This window comes from Pseudomonas sp. MONT-RG-20F-20-E-7-02 (assembly GCF_022662395.1).
Taxonomy (GTDB): domain Bacteria; phylum Pseudomonadota; class Gammaproteobacteria; order Pseudomonadales; family Pseudomonadaceae; genus Aquipseudomonas.
This window is the reverse complement of the sequence record NZ_JAKNQN010000003.1, coordinates 256,051-268,672: the sequence shown is the minus strand read 5'-3', so window position 1 is coordinate 268,672 and position 12,622 is coordinate 256,051. Positions and strand designations below refer to the sequence as shown.

Below are 12,622 nucleotides of genomic sequence, written 5' to 3'. Positions count from 1 at the left end.
ATCCTCAGAGGCGTTATGCCTACAGGATCAACCTGACTTGCCTGCGGCATGTTGATCAGGATCAACGCCCGCTCGTGATAAAGTCACCACCCAGCCGAATTCGAGTAGACCCGCCGCAATGAAGGATTTCCAGGATATTGACGCCCACCTTGAAGACTGGAGCGCGCTGCGCAGCGCCATCGACTTCAGTGGGATTCTGATCGGCAACGGCGCAAGCCGCACGATTTGGGAAGACTTTGCCTACGATTCGCTGTTCGAAAACGCGCGCACCGTCGAAGAAAAACCCCTCAGCCCGTCCGAGCTGAGTGTGTTCGACGCCCTGCAAACCCGCAGCTTCGAGCAGGCGTTGGGCGCCTTGAAAACCACCAGCCGGGTCAACAAGGCCCTGGCGGTCAGCTCGGCGGCACCGCGCAACCGCTATTACGCGATCAAGGAAGCGTTGATCAACACCATCCACGCCGTGCACATTCCGTGGCGGCTGGTGCAACCCTCGACGCTGGCGACGATCAACGCCGAGCTGGTCCGCTACCCCACCGTTTTCACCAGCAATTACGACCTGCTCAACTATTGGGCGATCCTGCACACGCCAGGCATCGACGACCTGTTTGGCAGCGCCGACGCCAGCTTCGACCTGCGCAACACGCACACCGACGCCACGCGCATCCTCTACCTGCACGGCGGCCTGCACTTGGTGCGCAACCTCGACGGCACCGCGCGTAAATTGCCGTCCACCGACAGCACCTTGCTCAGCAGTTTTGCGATCAATAACACGATCAAGACGTTGGACGACGTGCCGCTGTTTGTCAGCGAAGGCAAGGTGGAAGAGAAGCTCAAGACCATCCGCAGCTCGGACTATTTGTCGTTCTGTTATGAGCAGTTGCTCAGCCATGAGGGTGCGCTGTGCATCTTCGGCCATGACCTTGGGCCGCAGGATAAGCACCTGGTGGATGCGTTGCGCCAGGCCAAACTGACGACGCTGGCGATCTCGGTGTCGGGGCGCAGCGATGGGTTTATTCGCCAGCAGAAGCGCCGGTATTCGGAGCTGTTCGAGGGCAGCGGCGTGACGTTGAAGTTCTTTGCGGCGCGCACGCATCCGTTGGGTAATTCGGCGCTCTCGGTGCCGGTCGAGCGCTGATCCCCCGAACAAAGAAGATCAAAATATGGGAGCTGGCTTGCCAGCTCCCATATTGATTGCATTTCAAATAGCAATTGCACTCACTCTTCTGAGCTGTGCACCACCACCAACAACTGCGCCTGCACCTCGCCCACCGAGCGAATTCGGTGGGGCTTTTGCGCATTGAAGTGCAGCGCATCACCCCGATTCAGGATTACCCGTTCGCTCATGAAATCCACCTCCACCTGGCCTTCATGCACGAACAGAAACTCCTCTCCCACGTGCTCCTTGAACGTCTTGTCGGTGAACTCCGCCGGCGGGTAGATGATGAACGGCAGCAGGCTGCGCTCACTGACCTGATGGGCCAGCACCGCATAACCCGGCGCGGTGTCGGGCCGCTCGTGGCTGCGCACCAGGCTGTAGCTGTCGAGGCTGACGTTGTCTTCGCTGAACAGTTCTTCAACCTTCACGTTCAACGCCTTGGCCAGTTTCAACGCGGCGGCAATTGACGGCGTGTTGAGCCCGCGTTCGACCTTGGACAGATAACTCTTGGTCATCCCGGATTTTTCAGCCAGGGACTCCAGGGTTACGCCAAGTTTTTTTCTCAGTAATTTCAAACGGATAGACATGTGCTGCGATTAATCCATGCAGAAAAGCCAGCGCTTCACTTGCCAATGACACAAAGTGTCATATAGCATCTTTAGTGTCATTTGCGTTCACCCAACAACCTTGCGAGCAGCGGGAGAGCAGCAAACCCGACGTCCATGCATCACCCAAAGGACACCGATATGGCCAAGACATTAGCACTCCCCAAAGACCAACTGGTCAAGCAAGCACTGATGCAGATGCAAAACACCCTGGCGGATAATACGTGGACCGACCGGCAAAAGCTGGCGCTCACGTGTCGCATACTGTTCGAACACGGCCACGACTCCGGCCTGGCCGGGCAAATCACCGCGCGCGGGCCCATGCCCGGCACCTATTACACTCAGCAACTGGGCCTGGGTTTTGATGAGATCACCGCCAGCAACCTGCTGCTGGTCAACGAGGATCTTGAAGTGCTGGAAGGCCACGGCATTCCCAACCCGGCCAACCGGTTTCACACCTGGGTGTACCGTGGGCGGCCGGATGTGAACTGCATCATCCATACGCATCCCACGCATATAGCCGCGCTGTCGATGCTCGAAGTGCCGCTGCAGGTGTCGCACATGGACCTCTGCCCGCTGTATGAAGACTGTTCATTTCTGGAGGCCTGGCCGGGGGTTCCGGTGGGCAACGAAGAAGGTGAAATCATCACCACGGCGCTGGGCGACAAACGCGCGATCCTGCTCTCGCACCACGGCCAGCTGTCCACCGGGGCGAGCATCGAAGAAGCCTGCGTGATCGCGCAGTTGATCGAGCGCGCGGCCAAGTTGCAGTTGCTGGCGATGGCAGCCGGGACGATCAAGCCGATCCTGCCGGAACTGGGCCGCGAGGCGCATGACTGGATCTCCAAGCCCAAGCGCCACGGCGCCGCGTTCAACTACTACGCCCGGCAGAACCTGAGACACCACGCCGATTGCCTGAACTGATTGCCCTATTCCGAGCGGAGACTCCTTTATGTCCAACCCAACTATTCACGGCATCATCGGCTACACCATCACCCCATTCAGCGCCGACGGCCAGCGCATCAACCTCGACGCCCTCGGCCGCTCCATCGACCGCTTGATCGACAGCGGCGTGCACGCCATCGCGCCCTTGGGCAGCACGGGCGAAGGTGCGTATTTGAGCGATGCCGAGTGGGATGAAGTCAGCGCCTACAGCCTGGCAAAAATCGCCAGGCGCGTGCCGACGATTGTCAGCGTGTCCGACCTGACCACCGCCAAGGCCGTGCGCCGTGCGCGTTACGCCGAGGCCAATGGCGCCGATGTGGTGATGGTGTTGCCCGCGTCCTATTGGAAACTCAGCGAGGCGGAAATCCTCGCCCACTATGCCGCGATTGGCGACAGCATTGGCGTGCCAATCATGCTTTACAACAACCCGGCCACCAGCGGCACCGACATGTCGGTGGACTTGATCCTGCGCATCGTCAAGCAGGTGGCGAACGTGACCATGGTCAAGGAGAGCACCGGGGATATTCAGCGCATGCACCAGTTGCATCGCCACAGCGACGTGCCGTTCTACAACGGCTGCAACCCGCTGGCCCTGGAAGCCTTCGCGGCCGGCGCCAAGGGTTGGTGCACGGCGGCGCCGAACTTGATCGCGCAGCTCAACCTGGCGCTGTATGACGCGGTGCTGGCCAATGACCTGACGCTGGCGCGGGAACTGTTCTATCGCCAATTGCCGCTGCTGGAATTCATCCTCAAGGGTGGTTTGCCGGCGACGATCAAGGCTGGGTTGCGTTTGACCGGGTTGGAAGCGGGTGATCCACGCTTGCCGGTGTTCCCGTTGGGTGAAGCGGGGATTGAGCAACTAAGGACATTGCTGCGCTAGAGGCGTGGCCTCCTGTGGGAGCTGGCTTGCCTGCGATAGCGGTGGTGCAGTCACCATCGCCATCGCAGGCAAGCCAGCTCCCACATTTGATTGGGTGCACGCTTTACATAGAGACAAATGACAATAGTTCTCGATATCATTCGCGACTTTTCTACGTCGTGCTTCGTCAAGAAGGATATCCATGTCTCGTCCCAAGCCCGACCCGTTGTCGGCCGATGCCTTTCGCGGGTTTTATGCAGATATTCTGTATTTCCTGCGCAAACGCACGGACAACGCCAGCGACGCGGCGGACATGACCCAGGATGTCTTTGCCCAATGGCTGGATTACCGCGACCGGGCCAAGGTCGAGCAGCCACGGGCGTTTCTGTTCCAGATGGCGCGCAACCTGTTGCGCGATCACTGGCGTAAACAGAAGGTACGGCAGACCGTCCACCTTGACCCGGCCGAAAGGGACGCCGAGCCGGTCACCGATGAGCAAAACGAGCCCATGGCCGCCGCGCAGCGCTTGCAACGCCTGGAACAGTTGAAAGAAGTCCTCGCCGAACTCTCGCCCCGCAGGCGAGAAGCCCTTATGCTGCACCGCTTCGAAGGCCTGAGCCAGGCGCAGATCGCCGAGCGCATGGGCATTTCGACCAGCATGGTGGAAAAGCACATCGCTTTTGCCCTGCTGCATTGCAAGCGACGCCTTCAACAAGAACCCGGCACGGAGCAGCCAGAATGAACCGCCTGAGCGACATCGACGCCCTGGACATCGAAGCGAGCGACTCCATCGATGCCCAAGCCGCCAGCTGGTTTGCCCGCAACCGTAGCGAAGCGGGGCGAGCCGACCGCAAGGCCTTTGCCGCCTGGCAGGCCGAGCCTGCACATGCCCGCGCCTATGCCGAGTTCGAACAACTATGGGCCGACCTTGGCCAGTTGCAGCAATTGAACAAACCGCTGCCGCTGCCCAAGCGCAAACCCTCGGCCTGGCGCCCTGCCCTGGCTGTGGCTGCTGCGCTGGTCTGTGCGCTGTTGGCCACGCACATCGGTGCGCCTCGCGAGCTCTACCACAGCCAGATCGCCGCGCATGCCAAAGGCATGCGTACGTTAAACCTGCCCGATGGCAGCACGTTGTACGTGAATGCCAATACGCGCGTGCGGGTGGAATTCAGCGCCCATCAACGCATCCTTCATCTGGACAAGGGCCAGCTGTACATCGAAGTCGCCGCCGACAAGGAGCGCCCGCTGTATGTGCAAGCCGGCGAGGCCAACGTGCGCGTGGTCGGCACCGGTTTCGATGTGCGCCGCAGCCAGCAGCAACTGGTGGTCAGCGTGGCCCATGGCCAGGTCGCCTTCGAGCCGGACGCCAAAAGCCCGGTGACCTTGCTCGGCGCCCAACAACGCGCCACCTACAGCTACGCCAAGGGCACCGTGCAACACCAGACACTCACGGCTGAAGAAGTGGCGGATTGGCGCAGCGGGCACCTGTCCTTTCGCAACCGCGACCTGGCCAGCCTGATCGATGAGCTGAGCCTCTACCGGCCCCAGGCACCGCTGCAAGTCAGCAAGTCCGTGGCGCAATTGAAGGTCTCGGGCAACCTCGATGTGAATGATCCGGACGCCCTGCTCAACGCCCTGCCTGCCCTGCTACCGGTGAAAACCGTGGCCTCAGCCGATGGCGTTGTCAGAATCGAACCGAGCAAATAATAGCGTCAGGCGCTCACTTGAGAATATTTTGCATTCGCATGTGTGGATTTTTTGGCCTGCCCCGTCTTCCTCCCGACTGTGTTTGATACGCACACCTTTTCGGCCACTTGGCCACCCCGGGGGATTTCATGTTTCGCGCGCCTTGCCACGCTTCGCACCTGTTTCTTCGACCGACCCTGATCGCCACCTGCCTGGCGTTCAGCCTCAGTGCCCAGGCCGAGTCGTTCACGTTGCAACTGCCGGCCCAGTCGCTGGCCACGTCCCTGAGCCAAGTGGCGCAGCAGGCAAAAATCCAGCTGCTGTTCGATGAAACCCTGCTCAAGAACGTGCAAGCGCCGGCACTCAATGGCGACTTCACCCCGGAAGTGGCGATTCGCACCTTGCTGAAAAACGGCGAGTTCACCCTGATCAAAGTCGGCAGCACCTACGTGGTCCGCCCCGACGAGGGCAAGACCAGCCACAGCGGCGCCATCCAACTCGACGCGCTCAGCGTGATCGGCACCGGTAACGAAGTCGACTCCAGCACCGTCAACCGCTCGACCATGACCCAGGCCGACATCGACCGTTACCAGTCCAATAACATCCCCAGCCTGCTGCAGACCTTGCCCGGCGTGAGCCAGGGCGGCTCGCTGAAACCCGGCGGCCAGACCATCAACATCCGTGGTTTCGGCGATGCCGAAGACGTGCCGATGACCGTCGACGGCGCCACCAAGACCGGCTTCGAGCGCTACCAGCAAGGCACGGTCTTTATCGAGCCCGAGTTGATCAAAAGCATCGAGGTGGAGAAAGGCCCCAACTCGCCGTTCACCGGCAACGGCGGGTTTGGCGGCACGGTCAACATGACCACCAAAGATGCGCCGGACCTGCTGCAGGACGGCCGCAACAGCGGCGCGATGCTCAAATATGGTTACTCCAGCAACGACCACGAACAGGTCTACAGCAGCGCCGTCTATGGCCGTACCGACGACGGCCGCTTCGACGCGCTGGCCTACCTGACCCAACGCGACGGCGGCGATATGAAGGTCGCCGCCAAGTTGCCGAACGAGAACAACGAATACCCCATCAACCCTCAGCGCCTGCCCAACAGCGCCCAGGACGTGGACGGCAAACTGTTCAAGGTCAACGCGCACTTCACCGAAGAGCACAGCGTTGGCTTGTCCTACTCGCGCTCCCACAGCAATCGCTGGACACCCTTCTCCGCCGCCAGCTACCCGACACCGCCGACCCAGGCCAACATCAACCGCTACGGCTACGAAAACGCGTTGAAACGTTTTTTAGCGCACCGCGACACCACCGACACCACGTGGTCGGGCAAGTATGAATACACGCCGCTGGACAACCCGTGGGTGGACCTGACCGTCAAGTATTCGCAGTCCAACACCGACCAGACCGACGCCCGTGACGCCACCGCGTTTTTCCAGCTGGCTACCGGCGGGCGCCAGATGGACACCGGCTACACCGACAAGAACCTCGACATCCGCAACGTCAGCCTGTTTGACACCGGGCCGCTGCAACACGCGGTGACCGTCGGCGGGCAAATTCGCAAGCACATCCGCGAAACCGAAATGTGGATGCCCGGTTCCACCTACAACACCGCGCGCTACAACTACGGGCATTTCCAGCCGGGTTTCATGCCCCACGGCAAGGTCGATACCAACAGTTTCTTTGTCCAGGATGCGGTCACGGTGGGCGATGTGACGATTACGCCGTCGCTGCGCTACGACCATGTGCGCAATCGCGGCGAAGGCAACGACGCGCCGTACTACAACAATCCCGACCCGGCCGTTGGCCACGATTACAGCGACCGCACCTACACCGGCTGGTCGCCGCGCCTGGCGCTGTTCTGGAACGTCACCCCGCACCTGGGGCTGTTCGCCAACTGGAGCAAGACCTGGCGCGCGCCGGTCATCGACGAACAATACGAGGTGCAAGGCCTGGGCAGCCGCACGGCCACCAGCGTCGACCTGGACCCGGAGCGCATCACCTCGATCACCGTGGGCAGCGTCTTCAGCTTCGATCACCTGATCGCCCAGGACGACAACCTGCAAGTGCGCACCACCTTGTTCCACAACAAGGTCGAAGACGAAATCTTCAAGGCCACCGGCGTCGGCTGCCAGAACCAGGCCATCAATGGCGGCACGATTTCCAACGCCTGCCCGCCGGGAGCGATGTCCAACTACCGCAACATCGGTGGCCTGACCATCAAGGGCGTTGAGCTGGAATCGTTCTACAACTCCACCTACCTGTTCGGCTCGGTGTCGTTCGCCTACGCCAAGGGCGAACACGAAGGCGCCTACACCAACCCATGGGGCCCGGACGTGCCGGCCCGCGATATTCCACCGACCAAATGGGTGCTGGTACTGGGCACCAATATCCCGGCCTGGGATGCCCAGGTGGGCTGGATGGGCCAGTTCATCGGCGCGACCGATCGCTTGCCCAGTGACAAATATTCCGGCGGCCCGGGCAGCAGTGTGGGCGACCTGTTCTACGACCAATACGGCAACAAGGCCTACAACACCCAAGGCCTGTTCGCCAAATGGAAACCGCAACAGGCTTACCTGAAAGGCACCGAGGTGAATTTCACCGTGGACAACCTGCTCAACAACAACTTCCGCCCGGCCCTGAGCGGCGACCGCGCCTACACCAAGGGCCGCGATGCGAAGATCAGCATCACGCGGTTTTTCTAAGGCTGGCACGGTCAATGTGGGAGCTGGCTTGCCTGCGATGCAAGCATCTCGGTCTTACGCATAGACCGCGGTGACGCTATCGCAGGCAAGCCAGCTCCCACAGGACCTCAACTGTACGGATAAATCCGCACCCAGCTGTAGGCCCCCAAACGCCGGGGGCTGTGGCTAGATGGGTTTCCCTTGAAGCCCTCCAGATTTCGGTCCCCATCATGAGCTCGCGCGAAAACACCGGCATGGCCCTCGGCCTGCTGGGCGTCATCATCTTCAGCCTCACGTTGCCCTTCACCCGCATCGTCGTGCAGGAAATCCACCCATTGCTCAACGGCCTGGGCCGCGCCTTGTTCGCGGCAGTTCCGGCGGCGGCGCTGTTGCTGTGGCGCCGCGAGCGCTGGCCGACCTGGCGCCAGGTGCGCGGCTTGTGCCTGGTGATCGCCGGCGTGATCCTCGGCTTCCCGGTGCTGTCGGCCTGGGCCATGCAAACCTTGCCGGCTTCCCATGGCGCGCTGGTCAACGGCCTGCAGCCACTGTGCGTGGCGCTGTACGCGGCGTGGCTGTCCCACGAGCGGCCGTCGAAAGCCTTCTGGGCCTGCGCGGCGCTGGGCAGTGCATTGGTGCTGAGTTATGCGCTGATCACCGGTGCGGGCAGTATCCAGGCGGGAGATTTGTTGATGCTCGGCGCAATTGCCGTGGGTGGCCTGGGCTATGCCGAAGGCGGCCGATTGGCCAAGGAGATGGGCGGCTGGCAGGTGATCTGCTGGGCGTTGGTGCTGTCCACACCCGTGTTGATCGGCCCGGTGTGGTACTTGGCGGCGCAGCACCAGGGCGCGATTTCCATGCGCACCTGGTGGGCGTTCGGGTATGTGTCGCTGTTTTCGCAATTCCTGGGCTTCTTCGCCTGGTACGCCGGGCTGGCGATGGGCGGGATTGCGCGGGTCAGCCAGATTCAGCTGTTGCAGATCTTCTTCACCATCGCCTTTTCGGCGTTGTTCTTTGGTGAACATATCGAGCCGATTACGTGGCTGTTTGCCTGTGGGGTCATCGTGACGGTAATGCTGGGGCGCAAGACGGCGGTGCAGCCTGCGCCGATAGTAAAGGCTGACTCAATCTAATATGGGAGCTCCCACACAAGCCCAGCTCCCACATTTTGGTTCTGTGTTCAGCCTAAATAGCCATCCGCGCGCAACAGGGTTTCCAGGCAGTGCTCGCTGATGTGGTAGAACGCCTTCAATTCCTGGATTTTCTCCAGCAACTGCGCATTGTCCACCGGCTCGTTGCGCTTCACCGCCAGGATCATCTTGTTCTTGTTGGTGTGCTCCAACGAGATGAACTCGAACACCTTGGTCTCGTAACCGCAGGCTTCAAGGTACAACGCGCGCAGGCTGTCGGTGACCATTTCCGCCTGCTGGCCCAGGTGCAGGCCGTATTGCAGCATCGGCTTGAGCAGCACCGGGCTCTGGATCTGCAGGCGAATCTGTTTGTGGCAGCACGGCGAGCACATGATGATCGACGCGCCGGAACGGATGCCGGTGTGGATCGCATAGTCGGTGGCAATGTCACAGGCATGCAGCGCGATCATCACGTCCAGCTCGCTCGGCGCCACGCTGCGCACGTCACCGCACTTGAATACCAGCCCCGGATGTTCCAGGCGCGCGGCGGCGGTGTTGCACAGGGTCACCATGTCTTCGCGCAATTCCACGCCGGTCACTTCGCCCTCGGCCTTGAGGGTGTTGCGCAGGTAATCGTGAATGGCGAACGTCAGGTAGCCCTTGCCCGAACCAAAGTCGGCGACGCGCACCGGTTGGTCGAGCTTCAACGGTGACGAGGTCAGCGCATGGCTGAACACTTCGATGAACTTGTTGATCTGCTTCCACTTGCGCGACATCGACGGGATCAGCGCCTGCTTGGCATCGGTCACGCCAAGGTCGGCGAGGAACGGCCGGCTCAGGTCGAGGAAGCGATTCTTCTCGCGGTTGTGCTCGGCGGACGGCGCCTCACGCAATTGCTGCGGCTTGCTTTTGAACAGCGAGCTTTTGTTCTTCTTGCTGTATTCCAGCTGGGCTTCGTCGGTCAGCGACAGCAAGTGCGCATTCTTGAACGACGCCGGCAGCAGCTCGGCAATCGCCGCCACGCCATCGGCCAGGGGCAAGTTCTTGGTGATGTCGCGGGTCTTATAGCGGTAGACGAAGGACAGGCACGCCTGTTCCTTGACCATCACAGGCTTGATGATCAGCCGTTGCAGCTCGGCTTCCTCACCGACGTACTTGGCCAGCACCAGCTTGATAAACGCGTTCTGCGCCAGGCTTGCGCTCAGCAGTTCGATGAACTGGGCGTGATGATCCGGCGCAGGGCGGGCAGGTTGAGCGGTGACGGACATGAACAAAAACGCCTCGGGCTGGGAATGCCGGGCATTTTAGGGGGGATAAGGGTTTAGGGCACGGGGTTATTTGATCAACGGTCGCTCAGCCGCCGCAAACCAAATGTGGAACTGCTTTTCTGTGGGAGCTGGCTTGTCGAGTCGTCGCGCCGCTGCGATGCAGCCAACTCGGTCCATCAGGCAAACCGAGCCGATGCCATCGCGGGCAAGCCCGGCTCCCACAGAAAAGCAGCTCCCCTATGAGTTCTGAGTGGTGTGGGTTATTCCAGCACGATCAGGCGGTTCGGCAGCTCATTACGCGTCTGCGTCACCGGCACATGCACCTTCAGCAATTCCCCACACGCCTCAATACACGCAACAAACCCGGCCAACGTGTGCCCCTGTTTCACCTGCTGGGTAAACGCCTTGACGATGCCATCCCAACTGCTGTCATCCAGCCGCTTGGAAATACCCTCGTCCACCAGAATCTCCACATAGCGCTCCGCCTCGCTGACAAAAATCAGCACGCCGGTGCCGCCCACTGTGTGGTGCAGGTTCTGCTCCAGGAACTGCCGGCGCGCCAGGTTGGACGCGCGCCAGTGCCGTACCGAACGCGGGATCAAGCGGGTGGTGACCTTGGGCAGGCGAAATATCAGGCACAACACGATGAATGTCGCCCACTGCGCCAACAACAAGGTGTACATGGTCAGGTAACCCGACAAGTAATGCACCACGCCGGGCACCACCAGGGCGATCAGGCTGGCCCACAACAGCGGGATATAGGCGTAATCGTCGGCACGCGCCGCCAGCACCGTCACCAGTTCGGCATCGGTGTTTTTTTCGACGCGGGCGATCGCCTCGGCGACTTGCCGTTGCTCGTGCTCACTCAGTAATGCCATGGTTGTAGATGCCCCTTTCTAGTTATTGTCATTACCAGCCACCTGAGGCACCACCGCCGCCGAAACCACCACCGCCGCCTCTGAAGCCACCACCGCCGCCGCCCCCACCGCCGCCGCCGCGCCCACTGCTGCTGAGAATAGCCAGCAAAATAGCGCCAACCGGCAGGCCCAGGCGATTGCACAGCCACAACACGCCGATCAGCAGAATGAACAAGCCGATCGAGAACCCGGGATTATCCTTGGCAAAATTCGCATCCGCCACATGGGCAGGCACCGCCAGCGGCTCGCCGCCCACCACCTGCACCATTGCCGAGACGCCGTCGCTGATGCCCTGGCTGTAATTGCCGGCCTTGAACTTGGGCGCGATCACCTGGTTGATGATCACCCACGACTGCGCATCGGTCAGCACGCCTTCGAGGCCATAGCCGACTTCGATGCGCAACTTGTGCTCATCGCGGGCGACGATCAACAGCGCGCCGTTGTCCTTGCCCTTCTGGCCGATGCCCCACTGGCGGCCCAATTGATAACCGTAGTCCTCAATGGGCACACCTTGCAGGTCGGGCACGGTGACCACCACGATCTGGTCGCCGGAGGTTTGCTCCAGCGCCTGCAATTGCTGGGTAATCTGCGCACGTACCGCCGGGTCGATCATCTGGGCAGTGTCCACCACCCGTCCGGTCAATGGCGGGAACGTCAGCGCCGCCTGGGCCGCACCGACGCAGGCCAGCAACCACAGCGCCAAGCCTATCCGTAATAAACGCATCGACACCTCAGAGAAGCCTTATTTGAACTTCACTTGCGGCGCTTTATCGGCGTCGGCACTGGTGGCCTCAAATGTGGCGCGGATCGGCAAGTCGCTGTACATCACGCTGTGCCACAGGCGGCCTGGAAAGGTACGGATTTCAGTGTTGTACGCCTGCACGGCCTGGATAAAGTCGCGGCGGGCCACGGCAATGCGGTTTTCCGTGCCTTCAAGTTGGGACTGCAGGGCCAGGAAGTTCTGGTTGGCTTTGAGGTCCGGGTAGCGTTCGGACACCACCATCAAGCGGCTGAGGGCGCCGCTCAAGCCATCCTGGGCTTGCTGGAACTGCTTGAGTTTTTCCGGGTTGTCGAGGGTGCTGGCGTCGACCTGGATCGAAGTGGCCTTGGCCCGCGCTTCAATCACGGCGGTGAGGGTGTCTTGTTCATGGGCGGCGTAGCCCTTGACCACTTCCACCAGGTTGGGGATCAGGTCGGCGCGCCGTTGGTACTGGTTCTGCACCTGGCCCCAGGCCGCCTTGGCCTGTTCATCCAGAGTCGGAATCGTGTTGATGCCGCAACCGCTCAGCACGCTGCTGATCAGTAGCAAAGCCGCGGCTTTCAAGCCCCAGCGGTAACCTTGTGCTGCTTGCATGGTATTTCTCCTGCCCAA

At 61.1% G+C, this 12,622-nt stretch carries 12 protein-coding genes; 7 read left to right on the top strand and 5 right to left on the bottom strand.

What is annotated here, in order from left to right:
* Positions 1-118: 118 nt before the first annotated feature.
* Positions 119-1,135, top strand: a complete 1,017-nt coding sequence (locus L8I05_RS10245; protein ID WP_242168719.1) for a DUF4917 family protein — start codon at positions 119-121, stop codon at positions 1,133-1,135.
* Between the two features lie 80 nt (positions 1,136-1,215).
* Here L8I05_RS10245 and L8I05_RS10240 read toward each other — a convergent pair whose 3' ends face one another.
* On the bottom strand, positions 1,216-1,743 hold the full coding sequence (locus L8I05_RS10240; RefSeq protein ID WP_197624141.1) for an XRE family transcriptional regulator: 528 nt from the start codon (positions 1,741-1,743) through the stop codon (positions 1,216-1,218).
* 159 nt (positions 1,744-1,902) lie between these two features.
* On the opposite strand from L8I05_RS10240, the gene L8I05_RS10235 reads away from it, so the two are divergent.
* The 6 genes from L8I05_RS10235 (at position 1,903) to L8I05_RS10210 (ending at position 9,068) form a co-directional block, all read left to right on the top strand.
* The gene (locus tag L8I05_RS10235) at positions 1,903-2,685 is read left to right on the top strand and encodes an aldolase (protein WP_242168717.1); all 783 of its coding nucleotides are present in this window, start codon (positions 1,903-1,905) and stop codon (positions 2,683-2,685) included.
* A 28-nt stretch (positions 2,686-2,713) separates the two neighbouring features.
* Complete coding sequence (locus L8I05_RS10230; RefSeq protein ID WP_242168715.1) at positions 2,714-3,586, top strand: dihydrodipicolinate synthase family protein; 873 nt, start codon at positions 2,714-2,716, stop codon at positions 3,584-3,586.
* Positions 3,587-3,767: 181 nt separating this feature from the next.
* The gene (locus L8I05_RS10225) at positions 3,768-4,307 is read left to right on the top strand and encodes a sigma-70 family RNA polymerase sigma factor (RefSeq protein WP_177016179.1); all 540 of its coding nucleotides are present in this window, start codon (positions 3,768-3,770) and stop codon (positions 4,305-4,307) included.
* Positions 4,304-5,272 carry a FecR domain-containing protein gene (locus L8I05_RS10220; RefSeq protein WP_177016180.1) on the top strand — a complete coding sequence of 323 codons (969 nt, stop codon included), beginning with the start codon at positions 4,304-4,306 and terminating at the stop codon, positions 5,270-5,272. Before L8I05_RS10225 ends, L8I05_RS10220 begins: the two co-directional genes overlap by 4 nt.
* 128 nt (positions 5,273-5,400) lie before the next feature.
* Complete coding sequence (locus tag L8I05_RS10215; protein WP_242168713.1) at positions 5,401-7,959, top strand: TonB-dependent receptor; 2,559 nt, start codon at positions 5,401-5,403, stop codon at positions 7,957-7,959.
* Between the two features lie 209 nt (positions 7,960-8,168).
* A complete protein-coding gene (locus tag L8I05_RS10210) occupies positions 8,169-9,068 on the top strand; it encodes a DMT family transporter (protein WP_197624151.1) in 900 nt (299 codons plus the stop codon).
* A gap of 47 nt (positions 9,069-9,115) precedes the next feature.
* On the opposite strand, the gene L8I05_RS10205 is transcribed toward L8I05_RS10210, so the two are convergent.
* The 4 genes from L8I05_RS10205 to L8I05_RS10190 all read right to left on the bottom strand — a co-directional run bounded on the left by L8I05_RS10205 (position 9,116) and on the right by L8I05_RS10190 (position 12,604).
* Positions 9,116-10,333, bottom strand: coding sequence for an SAM-dependent methyltransferase (locus L8I05_RS10205; RefSeq protein ID WP_242168711.1), 1,218 nt, complete (start codon positions 10,331-10,333; stop codon positions 9,116-9,118).
* A 260-nt stretch (positions 10,334-10,593) separates the two neighbouring features.
* Positions 10,594-11,211, bottom strand: a complete 618-nt coding sequence (locus L8I05_RS10200; RefSeq protein WP_242168709.1) for a TPM domain-containing protein — start codon at positions 11,209-11,211, stop codon at positions 10,594-10,596.
* Between the two features lie 31 nt (positions 11,212-11,242).
* A complete protein-coding gene (locus tag L8I05_RS10195) occupies positions 11,243-11,974 on the bottom strand; it encodes a YgcG family protein (protein ID WP_242168706.1) in 732 nt (243 codons plus the stop codon).
* Between the two features lie 18 nt (positions 11,975-11,992).
* Positions 11,993-12,604, bottom strand: a complete 612-nt coding sequence (locus L8I05_RS10190) for a LemA family protein (RefSeq protein WP_094953058.1) — start codon at positions 12,602-12,604, stop codon at positions 11,993-11,995.
* Between the last annotated feature and the right edge of the window lie 18 nt (positions 12,605-12,622).

Bases quoted from the DNA above. Each gene is read 5' to 3' on its own strand.
- L8I05_RS10205 (WP_242168711.1), bottom strand. From the start codon at position 10,333: ATGTCCGTCACCGCTCAACCTGCCCGCCCTGCGCCGGATCATCACGCC.
- L8I05_RS10195 (WP_242168706.1), bottom strand. From the start codon at position 11,974: ATGCGTTTATTACGGATAGGCTTGGCGCTGTGGTTGCTGGCCTGCGTC.
- L8I05_RS10245 (WP_242168719.1), top strand. From the start codon at position 119: ATGAAGGATTTCCAGGATATTGACGCCCACCTTGAAGACTGGAGCGCG.
- L8I05_RS10230 (WP_242168715.1), top strand. From the start codon at position 2,714: ATGTCCAACCCAACTATTCACGGCATCATCGGCTACACCATCACCCCA.
- L8I05_RS10190 (WP_094953058.1), bottom strand. From the start codon at position 12,604: ATGCAAGCAGCACAAGGTTACCGCTGGGGCTTGAAAGCCGCGGCTTTG.
- L8I05_RS10200 (WP_242168709.1), bottom strand. From the start codon at position 11,211: ATGGCATTACTGAGTGAGCACGAGCAACGGCAAGTCGCCGAGGCGATC.
- L8I05_RS10215 (WP_242168713.1), top strand. From the start codon at position 5,401: ATGTTTCGCGCGCCTTGCCACGCTTCGCACCTGTTTCTTCGACCGACC.
- L8I05_RS10220 (WP_177016180.1), top strand. From the start codon at position 4,304: ATGAACCGCCTGAGCGACATCGACGCCCTGGACATCGAAGCGAGCGAC.
- L8I05_RS10225 (WP_177016179.1), top strand. From the start codon at position 3,768: ATGTCTCGTCCCAAGCCCGACCCGTTGTCGGCCGATGCCTTTCGCGGG.
- L8I05_RS10235 (WP_242168717.1), top strand. From the start codon at position 1,903: ATGGCCAAGACATTAGCACTCCCCAAAGACCAACTGGTCAAGCAAGCA.
- L8I05_RS10240 (WP_197624141.1), bottom strand. From the start codon at position 1,743: ATGTCTATCCGTTTGAAATTACTGAGAAAAAAACTTGGCGTAACCCTG.
- L8I05_RS10210 (WP_197624151.1), top strand. From the start codon at position 8,169: ATGAGCTCGCGCGAAAACACCGGCATGGCCCTCGGCCTGCTGGGCGTC.